This window comes from Leptotrichia sp. oral taxon 218 (assembly GCF_018128225.1).
In the GTDB taxonomy this organism is placed as follows: Bacteria; Fusobacteriota; Fusobacteriia; order Fusobacteriales; family Leptotrichiaceae; genus Leptotrichia.
Genome location: NZ_CP072377.1, coordinates 903,242 through 921,346 on the forward strand (window position 1 = coordinate 903,242; position 18,105 = coordinate 921,346).

The 18,105-nt window shown below is 26.8% G+C and carries 18 protein-coding genes; 15 read left to right on the top strand and 3 right to left on the bottom strand.

What is annotated here, in order from left to right; all coding sequences use genetic code 11:
• Positions 1-28 precede the first annotated feature (28 nt).
• Positions 29-286: a SemiSWEET family transporter gene (locus tag J5A73_RS04175; protein ID WP_211616906.1), complete on the bottom strand. Its 258-nt coding sequence runs from the start codon at positions 284-286 to the stop codon at positions 29-31.
• A gap of 392 nt (positions 287-678) precedes the next feature.
• Between J5A73_RS04175 and J5A73_RS04180 the strand changes: the two genes are divergently transcribed.
• From J5A73_RS04180 to galU, 5 genes are all read left to right on the top strand, one after another.
• The gene (locus J5A73_RS04180) at positions 679-2,406 is read left to right on the top strand and encodes an ABC transporter ATP-binding protein (protein ID WP_211616908.1); all 1,728 of its coding nucleotides are present in this window, start codon (positions 679-681) and stop codon (positions 2,404-2,406) included.
• Positions 2,406-4,346 (top strand): ABC transporter ATP-binding protein, encoded by a 1,941-nt coding sequence (locus tag J5A73_RS04185; RefSeq protein WP_211616910.1) that lies wholly within the window; start codon positions 2,406-2,408, stop codon positions 4,344-4,346. Before J5A73_RS04180 ends, J5A73_RS04185 begins: the two co-directional genes overlap by 1 nt.
• Positions 4,347-4,640: 294 nt before the next feature.
• A complete protein-coding gene (locus tag J5A73_RS04190; protein ID WP_211616912.1) occupies positions 4,641-5,267 on the top strand; it encodes a YdcF family protein in 627 nt (208 codons plus the stop codon).
• An 80-nt stretch (positions 5,268-5,347) separates the two neighbouring features.
• Complete coding sequence (locus J5A73_RS04195; RefSeq protein ID WP_211616914.1) at positions 5,348-5,938, top strand: hypothetical protein; 591 nt, start codon at positions 5,348-5,350, stop codon at positions 5,936-5,938.
• A gap of 34 nt (positions 5,939-5,972) precedes the next feature.
• Complete coding sequence (gene galU / locus J5A73_RS04200) at positions 5,973-6,869, top strand: UTP--glucose-1-phosphate uridylyltransferase GalU (RefSeq protein WP_211616916.1); 897 nt, start codon at positions 5,973-5,975, stop codon at positions 6,867-6,869.
• Between the two features lie 239 nt (positions 6,870-7,108).
• Here the strand turns inward: galU and J5A73_RS04205 are convergent, their stop codons facing one another.
• On the bottom strand, positions 7,109-7,651 hold the full coding sequence (locus J5A73_RS04205; protein WP_211616918.1) for a C40 family peptidase: 543 nt from the start codon (positions 7,649-7,651) through the stop codon (positions 7,109-7,111).
• A gap of 330 nt (positions 7,652-7,981) precedes the next feature.
• Here J5A73_RS04205 and J5A73_RS04210 point away from each other — a divergent pair, with 330 nt between their 5' ends.
• The 9 genes from J5A73_RS04210 (at position 7,982) to J5A73_RS04250 (ending at position 15,264) form a co-directional block, all read left to right on the top strand.
• Positions 7,982-8,224 (top strand): KH domain-containing protein, encoded by a 243-nt coding sequence (locus J5A73_RS04210; RefSeq protein ID WP_211616920.1) that lies wholly within the window; start codon positions 7,982-7,984, stop codon positions 8,222-8,224.
• Positions 8,225-8,313: 89 nt separating this feature from the next.
• Positions 8,314-8,700: a thioesterase family protein gene (locus tag J5A73_RS04215; protein ID WP_211616922.1), complete on the top strand. Its 387-nt coding sequence runs from the start codon at positions 8,314-8,316 to the stop codon at positions 8,698-8,700.
• A 46-nt stretch (positions 8,701-8,746) separates the two neighbouring features.
• Positions 8,747-9,175 carry a ribose 5-phosphate isomerase B gene (rpiB, locus tag J5A73_RS04220; protein ID WP_211616923.1) on the top strand — a complete coding sequence of 143 codons (429 nt, stop codon included), beginning with the start codon at positions 8,747-8,749 and terminating at the stop codon, positions 9,173-9,175.
• Positions 9,176-9,485: 310 nt separating this feature from the next.
• Positions 9,486-9,827: a histidine triad nucleotide-binding protein gene (locus J5A73_RS04225; protein WP_211616925.1), complete on the top strand. Its 342-nt coding sequence runs from the start codon at positions 9,486-9,488 to the stop codon at positions 9,825-9,827.
• Between the two features lie 122 nt (positions 9,828-9,949).
• Positions 9,950-10,723 carry an RNA methyltransferase gene (locus J5A73_RS04230; RefSeq protein WP_211616927.1) on the top strand — a complete coding sequence of 258 codons (774 nt, stop codon included), beginning with the start codon at positions 9,950-9,952 and terminating at the stop codon, positions 10,721-10,723.
• Positions 10,724-11,120: 397 nt separating this feature from the next.
• Positions 11,121-12,041, top strand: a complete 921-nt coding sequence (locus J5A73_RS04235; protein WP_249069394.1) for an N-acetylmuramoyl-L-alanine amidase — start codon at positions 11,121-11,123, stop codon at positions 12,039-12,041.
• Between the two features lie 27 nt (positions 12,042-12,068).
• On the top strand, positions 12,069-13,283 hold the full coding sequence (locus J5A73_RS04240; protein ID WP_211616929.1) for a pyridoxal phosphate-dependent aminotransferase: 1,215 nt from the start codon (positions 12,069-12,071) through the stop codon (positions 13,281-13,283).
• A 37-nt stretch (positions 13,284-13,320) separates the two neighbouring features.
• Positions 13,321-14,520 carry an acetyl-CoA carboxylase biotin carboxylase subunit family protein gene (locus tag J5A73_RS04245; protein ID WP_211616931.1) on the top strand — a complete coding sequence of 400 codons (1,200 nt, stop codon included), beginning with the start codon at positions 13,321-13,323 and terminating at the stop codon, positions 14,518-14,520.
• Between the two features lie 9 nt (positions 14,521-14,529).
• Entirely contained in the window at positions 14,530-15,264 is a 735-nt protein-coding gene (locus J5A73_RS04250; protein ID WP_211616933.1) for an esterase family protein, read from the top strand.
• A 70-nt stretch (positions 15,265-15,334) separates the two neighbouring features.
• Here J5A73_RS04250 and J5A73_RS04255 read toward each other — a convergent pair whose 3' ends face one another.
• Positions 15,335-15,634, bottom strand: a complete 300-nt coding sequence (locus tag J5A73_RS04255; RefSeq protein WP_249069395.1) for a YciI family protein — start codon at positions 15,632-15,634, stop codon at positions 15,335-15,337.
• A gap of 286 nt (positions 15,635-15,920) precedes the next feature.
• Here J5A73_RS04255 and J5A73_RS04260 point away from each other — a divergent pair, with 286 nt between their 5' ends.
• Positions 15,921-17,891 carry a lipopolysaccharide assembly protein LapB gene (locus J5A73_RS04260; protein WP_211616937.1) on the top strand — a complete coding sequence of 657 codons (1,971 nt, stop codon included), beginning with the start codon at positions 15,921-15,923 and terminating at the stop codon, positions 17,889-17,891.
• Positions 17,892-18,105 lie beyond the last annotated feature (214 nt).

The following is an 18,105-nucleotide window of genomic DNA, read 5'->3' on the forward strand; positions in this document are numbered from 1 at the left end:
ATGAGTTTAATTTTTTTTATTAAATTATTTAAAACGCTGTAATTGTTGCAAGTAGTCCAAAAATTATTCCTGGTAGATTTGCTGCTGACAAAGGATAATCTTTCTTTTCTTTTAAGAGTCCGTAGCTTGTCCATATTGTACAGTTAATTGTTGCAGCTAAAGGCTGTAGAAAAAAAGTTTTATTTCCGTGTAAGTTTCCCATTATTTGTGGAACATAAGACACATACATCAAAACTGAAAGTAATGTTCCAATCCATCCTAAAATTTTTAAATTTTTTTCAGTCATTTTTCTTCCTTCTTTCTTTAACACTCTAGTTTTTTATTTTTTCTATAATTATATAATTATAAAATATTGAGTGTTAATTTTTTTATTTTTATTTATTAGATAATTATACTACTTTTTATTTAAAAATTCAAATTAATTTTTATATTTTTAGTAAAATTAAAATCAGAATTTTTCTAAATAAAAGAAAAAAATTATAAAAGTATAACTTAATTCAAAGTAAGATTGTGGTATAATATCAAAACAAAAAAATTTTTGAATATTAAAGTTAAATATTAAAATTTAAATTTTAGCAATAAAGGTTGCTAGTTTTTTTTATTTTAAGAAAAAAATTAAAAGAAAATGTACTTTCAAAAATATAAAAAAATTTTTGAAGTATTGAGAAAGGAAGGAATATGGTAAAAACATTGTTTTCACATATTGGTGAATATAAAAAAAGTACTTTAATTGCGCCAATTTTCATTGCGCTAGAAGCTATTCTGGAAATGCTTATACCGACACTTATGGCTTCAATCATTGATTTGGGATTAAATAAGGGAGATATGAGCTTTACTATAAAAATTGGAGCATTTACGCTAGTTATTGCGATGGTTTCGCTTACAGCTGGAATTTTGGCGGGAAGATATGCGTCACATGCTTCTGCTGGGTTTGCTAAAAATTTGAGATGGGCGATGTTTAATAAAATACAGCAATATTCGTTTACAAATATTGATAAGTTCTCCACAGCTGGACTTATCACAAGATTTACAACCGATGTAAATAATATTCAAATGTCATTTCAACTTTTGATAAGAGCATTTTGCAGAGCGCCAGTTATGCTTGTTGTAGCGATGTTTATGTCGTTTTTAATAAGTCCAAAACTTTCAGTTATATTTTTAGTTGCAATTATATTTTTAAGCTGCGTTTTAGCATTTATAATGTTTGGAGTTCATCCTTATTTTTCTCGTGCAATTAGAAAATATGATGATTTGAACATAAATTTGCAGGAAAATATAAATGGAATTAGAGTTGTAAAATCTTTTATTCGAGAAAAGTATGAAACAAATAAATTTAAAAAAGCTACAAAAGAATTAAAAGAGTTGATGTTAAAAGGGGAACGAATGATAGTTTTTATTGCACCAGCAATGCAGTTAACAATATTTTCATGTATTTTACTGTTATCTTGGCTAGGAGCAAAAATGATTGTTTTAGGAGATTTGACAACTGGACAGCTGACAAGTTTATTTGCGTATACAACAAATATTTTGATGAGTTTGCTTATGATGGCTATGGTTATGGTGAATATCGTTTTATCTCGTGAATCAGGGGAACGAATAGCACTTGTATTAAATGAAGAGCCAAGCATAAAAAATCCGCAAAATCCCATAAAACAAGTTAAAAATGGAGATATTGAGTTTAAAAATGTAAACTTTAGCTATAGCAATAATCCTGAAATATTAAATTTGGAAAATATTAATTTAAAGATAAATTCTGGACAGACCATTGGAATAATCGGCGGAACGGGAAGTTCAAAGTCGGCACTTGTTCAGCTTATTCCAAGACTTTATGATGTGATAAGCGGAGAAGTTCTTGTAAGTGGTAAAGATGTTAGAAATTATGATATAAAGACGCTTCGTGACAATGTAGCGATGGTCTTGCAAAAAAATGTGCTTTTTTCTGGAACAATAAAAGAAAATCTTCGTTGGGGAAATAAAAATGCAACGGACAGTCAAATTGAGCATGTGTGTAAATTGGCACAAGCTGATGAATTTATCCAAAAATTTCCTGATAAATACGATACTTATATAGAGCGTGGCGGGACAAATGTTTCTGGTGGACAGAGACAAAGACTTTGTATCGCAAGAGCACTGCTTAAAAATCCTAAAATATTAATTTTAGATGATTCAACAAGCGCAGTTGACACGAAAACGGATAAATTAATAAGAAATGCGTTTAAAAATGAAATTCCACATATTACAAAAATAATTATCGGACAAAGAATTTCGTCAATAATTGACTCAGATAAAATTATTGTCATGAATGAAGGAAAAATCGTAAATTTTGGAACACACGAAGAATTAATCAAATCTAGTCAGATTTATCGAGAAATTTACGAATCACAGACAGAAGGGAGTGAAAAATAATGAAAAAAATTGAGAAAAAAAATAAAAAAGAAAGAAAAGAAGAACTAGAAGAAAAGAAAAAAGATTCAAAAAAATCTCAAATAAAAGGTTTACTCAGACTTTTAAAGTATATGTTTGAGCATAATAAAATTTTGACTGTATTAGTTATAATATTTATTTTATTAAGCACCCTTGGAATGGTTTGTGGGACAATGTTTACAAAAGAGCTGATGGACAATTTTATCGTGCCAAGCGTAAAACAATATAAATTACATAAAAGTATTGATTATTCACTTCTTTTGGCGATTATTTCCAAAATGATAGCAGTTTATGGATTTGCAGTCATTTGTTCATATATTTATGGACTTATGATGATTTATATCGCTCAAGGAACACTAAAAAGTTTAAGAGATGATGTTTTTGTCAATATGGAAAGTTTGCCAATAAAATTTTTTGACACAAATGCGCATGGGGATATTATGAGTGTTTATTCAACTGATATTGACACTTTAAGAGCGATGATGGTGGAGAGCTTGTCACAGGTAATTTCATCAATTGTCACAATTATTGGAGTTTTAATTTCTATGTTTATTTTAAATGTGCCACTTACTTTTTTTGTCGTTTTTATGATAATCGTAATGATTTTTACGACAAAAGAAATTTCTAAAAGAAGTTCAAAAAATTATGTCGCACAGCAAAAAAATATTGGAGCTGTAAACGGATATGTTGAAGAAATAATCGAAGGATTGCGGGTTGTAAAAGTTTTTTCGTATGAAGAAGAAGCGAAAAAAAATTTTGAAAAGTATAATGAAGAATTATTTAAAAGTGCCGACAAAGCGATGAAATATGCCAATATATTGGGACCTGCGGTGGGAAATTTGGGAAATATTAATTTTGTTTTGACTGCCGTTATTGGTTCAATAATTGTCTATAATAACATTGCAGGATTTACACTTGGTGGATTAGTTTCGTTTTTGCAGTTTATAAAAGTGATTAATCAGCCAGTTTCTCAAATTGCACAGCAGCTAACTTCAGTTATATTGGCAGCAGCAGGAGCACAGAGAGTATTTGAGCTGCTAGATCAAGTTTCCGAAAAAGATGAAGGTTATGTAAAATTGATAAATGTGAAAATTGATGAACACGGAAATATTACAGAAGTAAAAGAACATACTGGAAAATGGGCTTGGAAACACCCTCATTCAGATGGAACAGTAACTTATACAAAACTTTTGGGAGATGTCGTCTTTGAAGATGTAACTTTTGGTTATAATGAAAATAAAACAGTACTTCACAATATAAATTTATTTGCAAAGCCAGGGCAGAAAATAGCGTTTGTTGGAGCGACAGGAGCTGGGAAAACTACGATTACAAATTTGATAAATAAGTTTTATGATATTAATTCTGGAAAAATTCGTTACGATGGAATAAATATTGATAAAATTCATAAGTCAGATTTACGAGCTTCACTTGGAATAGTTTTGCAAGATACAAATTTATTTTCTGGAACAGTTGCTGATAACATACGATATGGTAAATTAGATGCGACGGATGAAGAAGTGAGAGCCGCTGCAAAATTAGCAAATGCGGATTATTTTATAACTCATTTGCCAAATGGCTATAACACAGTCTTAAGTGGAAATGGTGCAAGTCTTTCTCAAGGGCAAAGACAACTTTTGTCAATAGCAAGAGCAGCAATTGCCGATCCGCCAGTATTAATTTTGGATGAAGCGACTTCCAGCATTGACACAAGAACAGAAAAAATTGTGCAAGATGGAATGGATAAATTAATGGTTGGAAGAACTGTATTTGTAATAGCGCACAGACTTTCAACAATAAAAAATTCAGATGTGATAATGGTTTTAGATCAAGGAAAAATAATAGAGCGAGGAAATCATGAGGAATTAATCGCACAAAAAGGAACTTATTATCAATTATATACGGGTGGTTTTGAAAATCAGTAATTAATTTTTTTTAGTTAAATAAATTTGAAAATTTAAAAATAAAAAAGGAAGAAATTTTGAATTTTTTCTTTTTTATTTTATTAAAAAAAATTTTATTTAAAGAAAAAACATTATCGGACATTAATTTTATAAAATTAATTTTAAATAAATTAAATTTATTAAAATTTATTTGATTTTATTTAACTATAAAAAAATAATGTTTTGAAAAAATCATTTTTTGTTGTATAATAAATAAAAATATCGTAATTTTAGTTATAAAAAAAAAGCAATAATAAATAAAAAATTGGAGAATTTATGAAAAATATAATTTTTACTGTTTTGAAAATATTTATTATTTTGATTTTTGTGGCATTTATTTTGGAAGAATATTTTGTGGTAAAAGAATATAAAAATGATGAAAAATTAATTTGTGAAAATAAAAATATAGATTATGTAATTATTTTAGGTGCTAGAGTTTATGGTGAAAAACCTAGCCAGTCTCTTGTAGAGAGAATTAAAAAAGCTAGTGAATTTTTACATAAGAATAAATTGGTAAAAGTTATAGCGTCTGGAGGAAAAGGAGTTAATGAAAAAATTTCAGAGGCACTTGCGATTAAAAGAGAACTTTTGAAATTAGGAATTTCTGAAGAAAGAATTATTTTGGAAGATAAATCTCGAAACACCATTCAAAATTTTGAATTTTCACTAAAAAAAATAAAAGAAGATAATCCGCAAAAAAATAAAAAAAATATTTTAATTGTGACAAATAACTACCATATTTTTAGAGCGAAAAATATTGCAAAATCTTTGGGATATGAAAGAGAAGGATATAAGTTTTACGGATTACCAGCCAAAACACCTTTGATTTTTATACCAAAATCGCATTTTAGAGAATTTTTATCAAATATAAAATTTTTTATTTTAGATAATAAAAAAAATTAATGAAAAATAAAAAATGTTGTGAAAATTAAAAAAATATTATATAATTAAACAACAAGGAAAAAACGAAAGGATAAAAAAACATGAAAAAATTAATAGTATTTTTAATTGCAGGACTTAGTTTACAATCTTTTGGGAAAGTAGGAGTAGAAGCTAATGTTATAGACAAACCTCAAAATGAATTGACAAAAGTTAATTCTTGCGAATTTATAAATAAATCAGATGACCTTTTAAAAAGAGTAATTTCTCAAATAAAAGCTGGAAATAAGGCTGGTGAAATTTTCTGTGATTCTGATGGAACAAAAATGGCATATTATTTGTTGCAAGACGGAAATTATGACTTAAATATAGGTGTTGCAATTAAAGTTGACAACAATACGACAAATTCTGAATTTAAAGAAAATTTTTATAAAAAATTAGATGAATATAAAAATTTTTTGAAATCTATAAATACTTCAAAAATAAAAAAAGAAGACCTTCCAGATGGTGAAGTTGTGAGATTTTACGGTCAAATTGATGAAAATAAATTTTTTGTAATTGGAAAATTAATTTATGATATGGAATCAAAAACTTTTAGAATGGTCGGAAGTACTCAAGGAAAAGTACTGTTTGACAGAATATCTTTATTTGATAGATTGGATTCTGTGACTTACAGCGATGAAATTTATTTTTAAAAAAAATCATTAAGGAGAAAAAGGAGAAAAAAGTATGAAAAGAATTAGAAAAGCCGTTATTCCTGCAGCAGGTCTTGGAACAAGAGTGTTACCTGCAACAAAAGCACAGCCAAAAGAAATGCTATCAATCGTTGATAAACCGGCACTTCAGTATTTGGTGGAAGAATTAGTCGATTCTGGAATTGAAGAAATTTTGATTATTACTGGTCGAAATAAAGTTTCAATTGAAAATCATTTTGACTATTCTTTTGAATTGGAAAAGACATTGGAAGAAACTGGGAAATTAGAATTGCTTAAAGAAGTGAATAAAATTTCCGAAATGTCCAATATTTATTATGTAAGACAGAAAAAACCGCTTGGATTAGGTCATGCAATAAGCTGTGCCGAAGCATTCGTCGGAAATGAGCCATTTGTTGTACTTCTGGGAGATGATATTATTTATACTGATAAATCTAAAGGAGAAGTTCCTGTGACAAAACAGTTAATTGAAAAGTACAGTGAGTTAGATGGTGGAAATATTTTGGGAGTGCAGGAAGTTTTACAAAAAAATGTTTCTAAATATGGAATTATAAAACCTAAAAATCAAATTGACGCAAAAACGGTGATGGTGGAAGACTTTATTGAAAAACCTTCGATTGAAGAAGCACCAAGCAGAATGGCAGCTTTGGGACGATATGTTTTAGAGCCGGAAATTTTTTCATATTTAAAAAATACAAAACCAGGAAAAGGTGGAGAAATTCAATTGACAGATGCAATTTTGGCTATGAAAAAAGATAAGGACAAATTGTATGCCTATAATTTTGATGGAAATAGATATGACACTGGAGATAAATTTGGAATGTTTGTTGCAAATGTTGAATTTGGACTTAGACATCCAGAATTAAAAGATAGAGCAAAAGATTATTTAAAAGAGTTGATAAAAAAATTATAAAAAAATAAATAAAAAAGTTATAAAGAATCTTAATTTTAGATTCTTTTTTTTATAAAAAATAAAAATAGAGATAATATCTAAAAATATAGATATTACCTCTTCCAAAGTTTTTATTTTAATTTTCAATTTTACAATTTGAAAATTATATTGATTTTTCTAATTGATTTACAAGTATTAGAAAACTTGATATAAATATAATGTAAAAAATAAATTCTAAATTAAATGCAAATTGTCAATTTTTAAGCAAATGGATTAATTGCCCATCTGAATGTTTTGTTGTAAAAACTACTGTCTAAACTAGAAACCATTACTTTTCTACCTCCAGAAGAAGCATGAATAAATTGGCTATTTCCCATATAAATTCCTACATGTGAAATTCTACCTTTTCCAGTTGTTTCGAAAAATACTAAATCACCTTTTTTCATGTTCATTGATGAAATTCTTGGTTTATATGCGGCTTGTGAACTTGAAACTCTAGGTAAGTCTACATTAGCAGCTTTTTTGAAAACATAACCAACGAAGCCAGAACAATCAAATGTATTTGGTCCTGTAGCACCCCATACATATGGCGAACCTAATTTAGTTTGCGCAAAACTGATAACTTTATCTCTTACTGCATTTGAAGTAGGATTAGCATAGCTATTATAACTATTCGCAGGCGCCACCTCTCTTTTTATAGTTAAATCAGTATTTTTGTAATGATTCTTGATTGTACTTTCTAAGTCTGCAAAAGATACTGCAGAAATAAGCAAAGCTCCAGCTAGTATCAATATTTTTTTCATTGTAACCTCCTATCTACCTTTGAACTTTGGTATACTTATTATAGCAATACACACTTTTTATATTGTTTGATAAAATTTATTTTTATCTTAGAAAAACAGCAAAAAAATGAGAAAAAATTCAATAGAATGTTGATTATTAAAGGTTTTTTGTAAAGTATAAAAAAAATTAAAAAAATTATTAATTTTTAAAAAAATTGAAGAAAATTAATAAAAAATATCTTTAAAGACTTGTTTATAAAGATTTGTTTAAAATAATATTGACAAAATAACTTACAATATTGTATTATTTAAGTGTGAAAAAGAAAATTAAAAGACAGGAGAGAAAAAAGAATGAGTAAATATTTTGAAACGATAAATTTTTGGATTGAAAATTTATTGGATTCTACAGAAAATTATACGATTGAAAGTAGTGAGAAAGGTAGACATATTGATGTTACAATTAATGTGATAAAAGAAGATATGGGAAAAGTAATTGGAAAAAATGGGAGAATTATAACAGCACTTCGTGTCCTTATTTCTTCAATTGCAAAAAAAGACAAAAGATCTGTAAAAATTGAAATAAAAGAAATGTAAAAATAAAAAATTTGAAAAATAAAATAAAAAAATATAAAAAATAATAAAAAAAATAAAATATAATATTTAGTAAACAAGGAAATAAAATTATGAAAAATTTTAAACTCAGAGTATATTATTATGATACCGATAAAATGGGAGTTGTTTATCATTCAAATTATTTAAAGTGGATGGAAATGGCGAGAACTGAATATTTTAGAGATATTTTTCCATATAAAAGCATAGAAGAGATGGGATTTATTCTGCCAGTTAAGACGCTTAATATTGAATATATTGATTCGGCTAAGTATGACGATGAAATTGAAGTTTTTGTAAAGATTGAAGAAATTAATAATATAAAAATAAAGTTTTATTATGAAATGTACGATTCTAACAAAGTTTTAAAAGCAAAAGCGCAAACAGTGAATGTTTTTGTTGATAAAAGCGGAAAGTTAAAAAGAATTTCAAAAGAAATGTTAGAGATTTTGAAAAAATAAGATTAATTTTTAACATATAAAAAATTTTTTAGAAAAGAGGATTTTTATGAAATTAGTTATTGGAAATGATCATGCGGGAGTGGAATTTAAAGAAAAATTAGTAAAGGCACTCGAAGAAAGAGGACACGAAGTTATTAATGTTGGGACGGATTCTTTGGAATCAGTTGATTATCCTGATATTGCTGTACTTGTTGGAGAAAAAGTGTTGGATGGAGAAGCTAAATTTGGAATTCTTATTTGTGGAACAGGAATTGGAATTTCGATTGCAGCAAATAAAATCAAAGGAATTAGAGCAGCGCTTGTTCACAATGAATTTACAGCAAAACTTGCTAGACTTCACAATGATGCGAATGTTATTGCATTGGGTGCCAGAGTAATTGGAGATGAATTGGGACTTGCGTGTGTTGAAACATTTATAAATACTGAATTTGAAGGAGGAAGACACGCTAGAAGAGTTAGTAAAATAGAAAAATAATTTTGATTTAATTAAAAAATAAAATTAAATGAGATTTAAAAAAATAATTGAATAGGGATAAAATAAGAAAGATATAGAAATATAACAGAAATATAATAAAAATATAAAAGATAGAAGAAAAAAAAGAAGTGAAATAAAAAAATAATAAAAAACAGATAAAAAAAATATAAAGAAATAAAAAGATAAAAAATAAAAAATAAAAAAAAATAAAAATAAAAATAAAATAAAATAAAATGGAATAGGTTAAAAAAAATAAAAAAAATAGAAAAAATTAAAAAGATAAAATAGAATAGAGAGGATTAAGAAAGTTATGTCAACAATTTTTAAAAAAATAATAGATAAAGAAATACCAGCAAATATAGTTTATGAAGATGATGATTTTTTAGCTTTTTACGATGTTCAGCCACAAGCTAAAGTTCATGTCATTGTAATACCTAAAAAAGAAATTAAGAATTTGGATGAAGCAACTGAAGAAGATGTGTTGTTATTAGGAAAATTACAACTTACAATTGCGAAAATTGCTCGTGAATTAGGGATTTCCAAAGATGGTTACAGAGTTATTACAAATATCAATGAAAATGGTGGACAGACGGTTTTTCACATGCATTATCATATTTTGGGTGGAGAAAAATTACCAGAAAGTTTTAAATAAAATAATTTAAACAATATTAAACTTATTTAATTATAGAAAGATTAATTTTATAAATTTAATTTTATAAAAAAAAGTTAAAGTAAAGTAAAAAGAAAAAATCAGAGAAAGAGAAAATAAATTTGATGAAAGATATAATAGCGAGTTCGGATAATAAATTTTATAAATTGTTAAAAAAATTGGATAAAAAAAAGTATAGAGATGAGAATAGTATTTTTAAAGCTGAGGGAGAAAAATTTTTAGGTGAAAATATAAATTTTAATAAAATTATTGTGAAAGAATCAAAATTTGAATATTTTGAAAAAAAATATAATATTTCTCAAAACGAAAATTTAACAATTTTAAAAGATAATTTATTTGACGAAGTTTCAACGCAAGAAAATAGTCAAGGAATAATTTTTTTGTACTCCAAAAATTTGAATACGATTTCTGATATAAAAGGAGATGTCGTAATTTTAGATGATATTCAAGATCCTGGAAATGTTGGAACAATTATTAGAACAATGATTGCAACTGGTTTTTATAATTTGGTTCTTACAAAAGGTTCTGTAGATGTTTATAATCCAAAAACAGTGAGAGCGACAATGAGCGGAATTTTTAAATTAAATATTATTTATGAAACGCCTGAAAATATCGTAAAATTTTTGAAGGAAAATAATTATTTAATAATTTCAACTGCACTTCATGAAGATTCTGTTTCATATGAAAAAATAAAATTAAAAGAAAAAAATGCGTTTGTTTTTGGACATGAAGGTGGCGGAGTTTCAGAGTATATGATAAATAATTCAGATATAAAAGCGATAATCCCCATTTATGGAAATATCGAATCACTTAATGTAAGTGTCGCAACTGGAGTTTTTTTGTATAAAATGAGAGAAAAAATTATCAAAAAAAAATAAAAAAAATATCACAGTTATTAATTAATTTTAATTATTTTTTATTTAATTAATATATTGTGATTTTTTTATAGAAATTTTGCAATTTAATCTAAATTATTTGTTATTATTTGTCTAGTTATTTTATAAAAATAAACAGAGATATTCAAAAAATTTTTAAAATCACTTGAAAGAACAGTGGAATTTTGGTAAAATAAGAATTATATATGATTTTTTTGAATTTTTAAATTAAAATTTTTTATAAAAATTCATATTGAAATTAGTTTTTAAAAATGCTATCATAAAATATAAATATATAATAATATAAGAAAAATATATATTAAAAATTTTGAGAAGTGAAAAGCAAGAAATAAAAAATTAATTTTGTCTTATTTAATTAATTATTAAGGAGGGAAAAATTTTGAAAAAAATTTTGATGATAATATCAATATTATTAGCTGCTATTCCTTTGACAGCTCATAATAAAGATAATTCAAAAGATGTTAAAAAGCCAATTGAAGTGATAATAGATAATGGTGAAAGTAATAATGGTAATTCAAATCCAGGTGCAACTAGAGGTGGAAATAAAGTAATTACAAATTCAATAGGAAGTATTACGGTAAATTCTGACTATACTTCACAAGGACAGAATTATAGACAAAGATTTATAATTCTTCATTATACAGCGGTTGGAAAGGAAGGTTCACTTAAAACTTTGACAAAAGAAGAAGTTAGTGCACATTATTTAGTTTCTGATCAGAAAAATGATCCAGTTTATTATTTAGTGGATGAAGATAAAAGAGCTTGGCACGCAGGAGCCAGTGAATGGAAAACAACTAAAAATTTAAATGATAGTTCGGTTGGGATAGAAATTGTAAATGATGGTGACGCACATGGATCATTTGTTCCATATAAAAATTTCCAAATAAAAAATGTCGCTGTTCTTGTAAAATATTTGGCTGACAAATATGAGATACCTGCAACAAATATTTTAGGTCACGAAGATATAGCGCCACAAAGAAAGTCTGATCCAGGTCCATTATTTCCTTGGCAAGAATTGTACCAAAAATATAATATTGGAATGTGGTATGATAATGATAGAAAACAAGCCTATGAAACACAATATTCAAGTGCTTGGAATACTGTTACACCGTCAGTAGTACAAAATGAGTTGAAAAAATTTGGTTATACAATAAATGTTACAAATACATGGGATAAACAGACTCAAAATGTAATAAAAGTGTTTCAGCATCATTTTAGACCATCAAAATATGATGGAAAAATTGATTTAGAAACATTTGCAATTTTAAAGGCATTAAATGAAAAATATAATAATAAATAGTTAATTTTATACAAGAAAAGAGGGAAAATGAAAAATAGATTTTCAAATAGAGTGCAAAATATGCATTATTCACCGATTAGGAAACTTGTTCCTTACATTGATGAAGCAAAAAAAGAAGGAGTGAAAGTTTACCAATTTCACATTGGTCAACCTGATGTGGAAACTCCCGATACTTTTTTTGAAGGATTGGACAATTATAAAGAAAAAATTGTAAAATATGCAAATTCAGCAGGAATATTGGAACTGCGTGAAACATTCGTGAAGGCTTACAAAAAAGTGGGAATTGATATTTCAACTGATGAAATTTTGATAACTCAAGGTGGGAGTGAAGCAATTCAAATTTCACTTCAGACAATTTGTAATCCAGGTGATGAAATTTTGGTTCCAGAACCTTATTACACAAATTATGATAGTTTTTTGAGAGCGGCTGATGCAAAATTGGTTCCAATTGAAACTGTTATCGAAAATCATTATCACCTTCCAAAAAAGGAAGAAATTGAAAAATTGATTACGCCAAAAACTAAAGCGATATTATTTTCAAATCCATCAAATCCGACAGGAATTGTATTTACAAAAAAAGAGATGGAAATAATAAAAGAAATTGCATTAAAATATGATTTATTTGTAATTTCTGATGAAGTTTACAGACAGTTTATTTATGATGAAGAAATTGAATCGCAATATCAATCGTTTTTAACAATGAAAGAAATTGAAGACAGAGTTATTTTGGTTGATAGTATTTCAAAACATTATAGCGCTTGTGGAGCAAGAATTGGAGTTATCGCGTCAAAAAATAAAGAATTTATTGCACAAGCTCTAAAATTTTGTCAAGCTAGACTTTCTGTGTCGACAATTGAGCAATATGCGAGTGCAAATTTGATTAATACTCTTGACACTTATATTGATAATACAAAATTAGAATATAAAGTTAGAAGAGATATGATTTTTAAAAATATAACAAAGATTCCAGGAGTTATCACTTATAAACCGAGTAGTGCATTGTATTTGGTTGCAGAACTTCCTGTGGACGACATTGAAAAGTTTGTAATTTGGTTGCTTAAAGAATTTAGATATGAAAATCAGACATTGTCATTTGCGCCAGGGCCTGGATTTTATACGACACCTGGAAAAGGGAATAAAGAAGCTAGATTCTCATTTTGTACACATAACTTAATTGAAATTGAAAATGGAATGAAAGTTTTAAAACACGCCTTAGAAGAGTATAACAAAAACAATAAATAAATTATTTTAAATTATTTTTAAAGGAGATGAATAAAATATGAATTTTGTTTATATTTCACCACAATTTCCAAAAACAAACTGGGAATTTTGTGATAGATTAAAAAAAGATGGAGTAACCGTTTTAGGAATAGCGGATGTTGATTATGATAGTTTAGATCCTAAATTGAAAAATGCTTTGACTGAATATTACAAAGTGTCGTCTTTGGAAAATTATGATGAAGTTTTAAAAGCCGTGGGATTTTTTACTCACAAATATGGAAAAATAGATTGGATTGAATCAAATAATGAATATTGGCTTGTTAATGATTCAAGACTTCGTACAGATTTTAATGTTACGACAGGAATTCAATTTAATAAAGTTTCTGGAATAAAAGAAAAATCAAAAATGAAAAAATCTTATAAAAAAGCTGGAATTCCAACAGCAGATTATTCAATGGTAACAACTTTGGCAAAAGCTAAAAAATTTATTGAAAAAGTGGGTTATCCTGTTATTGTAAAACCTGACAATGGTGTTGGAGCAAGTGACACTCACAAAATTTCAAATGAAGAAGAATTAAAAACTTTTTTTAAAACATTAAATAAAGATGTGAAATATATAATGGAAGAATATATTGATGGCGATTTAGTTTCTTACGATGCGATAATAAATTCTAAAGGAGAACCACTTTTTGAAACAGGAATTTTAGAGCCAACAATTATGGATGTTGTAAATGAAGGGTTAGATGTTTATTATTATGTTGAAAAAGAAATGCCGCAAAAACTTCTTGAAATTGGAAGAGCAGCAATTAAAGGATTTGGAGTGAAAAGTAGATTTGTCCACTTAGAATTTTTTAAATTGAGAGAAGATAAAGAAGGATTGGGTAAAAAAGGTGATTATATCGGACTTGAAACAAATATGCGTCCTGCAGGTGGATACACACCAGATATGTACAATTATGCAAACAATACTGATGTTTATCAAATCTGGGCTGATATGGTAGCTTTTGACGAAATAAGAAATGCTGATTTGAATGAAAATCTTGAAAAAAATTATTGTTTTTATGCAAGTAGAAGAGATAATAACGAATATGTTTACTCGCATGAACAAATAAAAGAAAAATATGCAAATGAAATTGTAATGGATGAAAGAATGCCAGATATTTTTGCTGGAGCAATGGGAAATTATATGTACACTGCAAAATTTAAAACTGAAGAAGAAATGAACGAATTTAAAAAAATGGTTCATGAGAGAAAATAAGGAGATAAGATGCAAATAGAATACATAAGAGAATATAGTCCTATACTTGATAGAGAAGTAGAATTTAAAAGATACGGTTATTCTGGAAAACCAGTATTGGTATTTCCGTCACAAGATGGAGATTGTAATCAATATGAAAGTTTTGGAATGATTGATGTTTTGTCAGATTTTATTGAACAAGGGAGAATTCAAGTTTTTTGCGTGGGAAGTGTTGATCTTGAAAGCTGGTCGGATTTAAATGGAAATCCTAGATATAGAATTGAAATGCAGGAAAAATGGTTTGAGCACATTTGTTACGAAATGGTTCCTAGAATTCAATATATTTCTTGGAGAAGTGATATAATTGTTACAGGATGCAGTATGGGAGGAGCTCACGCTGGAATCTTATTTTTCCGTAGACCAGATTTATTTGATACATTGATTTCTTTAAGTGGAGAATTTGATGCAAGAATGTTTTTTGGAAATTATATGGATGACTTGGTTTACAATAATTCAGTTGTTGACTTTTTAAGAGATATGCCTTGGGATCATCCTTATTTAGATTTGTATAGACAAAAAAATATAATTATTTGTATTGGACAAGGAGCATGGGAAGGAGAACTTCTTCCTAGTAACAGAGAACTTGACAGGATTTTATGTGAAAAACAAGTTCCTGCTTGGTTTGATTACTGGGGATTTGATGTTGCTCATGACTGGCCTTGGTGGCGAATTCAAATAAGATACTTTATGGAACATATTTTATAAATTAATAAAAAACATATATTATTAAATTAGTTTAACTAATAAAATTTTATATGTTTTTTTGTTATTTTTATTATTTTTCTAAATTTTCTAAAGTTTCTTTTACTCCATTTGCAAAAGATGCGGGATTAAACTCAGTTATTGAATATTCTGCTAACCCATTCATATAGTATGGATCGTTTTTAAAAATTTCTTCCAATTCTTTTTTTGTTAAGTTGTGTGCGATAATGACAGCACCATCAACAGGATTTTTTCTTCCCACAACTAAAAATTTTCCAGAGAGAATAAAATTTTTAACATAAGCTAAATGTTCTTCTCTTTTTTTATCAACTTCGTCTAAACTTTTTTTGTAAGTTGAAATAACTGCAAACATACTCATTTTTAATCAAATTCCTTTCTTTTTTATTTTATATATTTTATCATAAATTTTAAATTAATAAAAGATAAAAAACAAAAAATAAATTTTTTGTGAAAATAAAAAAATTTATTTAAAAAGATTCCTTTTTATGGTATACTGTTATATGAAGTGCTAAGTGTTTATTTTGAAATTTGAAAAATAGGATAAGAAAAAATTTATTTAAAATCACTTATTATAATAATTGACTAGAAAATAGTCAAATTTAAAATTTTAGAGATTAAAAGTTGGGAGGAAGAAATTTATGGGAATTTTTGATTTTTTTAGTAAACCTGAAGAAAAAAAGCATAATTCCGAAGAGAAAAAAAAAGAAACTGAAATCAATAAAAAAAAGTTTGTCGATGAATTTAAAATAGTGAGAGATGCCAGTGAATTGGAAGAAGTTTCTTGTTATGACAACTTTGGGAAAGAAATAAAAATGAAAAAAAAAGAATGGATACAAAAAAAATTAGAACCTGCAATAAAAAAGAATTGGAATAATGTAGAAAATTTACATCCAGTGATTATAGATGCTTTTTCAAAAAATTTATATAATGAAGTAAAAGAAGCTGTTTTTAGATTTTATGCCAAAGATCATAATTTTGAGAGAAAGCTAAATTTACTTGGAACTTTTTATATTAAAACTGGAACTCCAGAACAAGCAATAGAACTTTATGAGAGAAATTTAAACAGTGAGAATATGACAGAATCACTTTGTATTTCTTATGCAGAAGCATTAGAAATGGAAGAAAAACATTCGGAAGCTGAAAAAAAGTATTTGGATGCGTTGGAGAAAAATCCAAATTCATCGGTGGCGTTTAAAAGATATTTTGATATTGTGAAAAAAAGAAGCAATCTGGAATATGAAAGTAAAATAGAAAAATTATCTTCAATAAAAGGAAATTGGCGTGCAAAAGTTATGGAGGCGGTAATTTTCTTTAAGCGTGGAGATAAGGAAATGGGAACCTTTTATTTGACAACGGCACTTAAAGAATCTAGTTATAATTCTGAAGTAATGAGTCTTACTTCAAGTATTTATATTTTAAATGAAATGTATGAAGAATTTGAAAAGTATGTTTTGCCATATTATGCTCCTGAAAAACATGGAGTTCAAACGACTCTAAATATATTAGAATATTATTATTCAAAGAAAAAGTATAAGGAAGGTTTGGAACTTTGTAAATTTGTTTCAAAATATCCTTGGATTGAATATTATAAAAAATTTATGGAATTAGAAGAAAAATTTTTAAAATTAAAAATTAAAAAAATTGAAAGTAAAAGTAAAAACAAAATCGAAAAAAATCACTTGCTTCCAAAAAATAAGTTTTTTTCAACAAATAAGCCACTTTGGTATAGTGTGTTTAATAAACCTGAGTTTTTGCTAAACCAGACTAAAAGAGTGAAACCTAATATTTTGATTTTGCCATTGACTTCAATTGGTGAAAAGTCTGAAATTGCAGAAAACTTGGCGATTTCTTTGCCGCTTTATTTGAATGAAAATTTGCATTATAAAACAAATTTGAATTATCAAGTGGCAATTGGATATCGTGGGGAAAATTTATTTGTTTCAAAAACTAAATATAGTGTTGATTATATGAAAAAAATTCGAGAATCAAACACAAATTTAAATTATGTTTTGGCAGGAAATATTTTAAAAAGTAAAAATGTTGAAAGATATGAGATAGAAGTTTATTTATATGATGTCTTTAATGAACAAAAATTGGTACTTGTGAGCAGAACTTATGACGAACAAAATCTTTTTTTGCTGCAAAATGATTTGTTAAAAAAAATAAATGAATTTTTTGATAGAAATATTGCAATAAAATATGAAAGAGATATGGGAAATTTAGTTTTATTTTCTCAAAAGTTAAAATTTTTGTTAGAGCCAAAAGAGTATAAAAAACATCATTCTTGGCGTTATAAAAAACTTCTTTCGGATCAAATTGATGTAGTTTTGGAAGATAGAAAAAACGATTTGAAAAAAATAAATTTGTTGGCTTTGCTGTATGAAATTAAAAGAACGAATAGCCAGTTGTTAAAAGAGCATAAACCTTTAATTTACAGCATGAATATTGAAGGAATATTTGAAACTCAGACATTGAAAGTTTTGGCGCCGATCATTTTTAATATTTTTGACGATGAAGAAAACTTTTTAGCTAATTTAGAAGCATTGAATATAACAGATTCAACTTATGTCGAATGGGTAAAAAGATTTATTGAAGAAAAAGAAAGTTAATTGGGAGAGTTTTCATGAAAACTAAAAAAATTAAAAATTTAGAAGAAAAAATATCAAAAAAATTTAACAAAAATCCTTCAGAAATAAAAAAAATTTTAAAGTTCTTTCGAAATTTGATTGGAATAATTATATCGCTTCGTTTTATAGTATTAAATTTGGATTTTTATAATACTGTTTTTAAAGAGTTTCCTAACAATAAAATTCATTACATAAC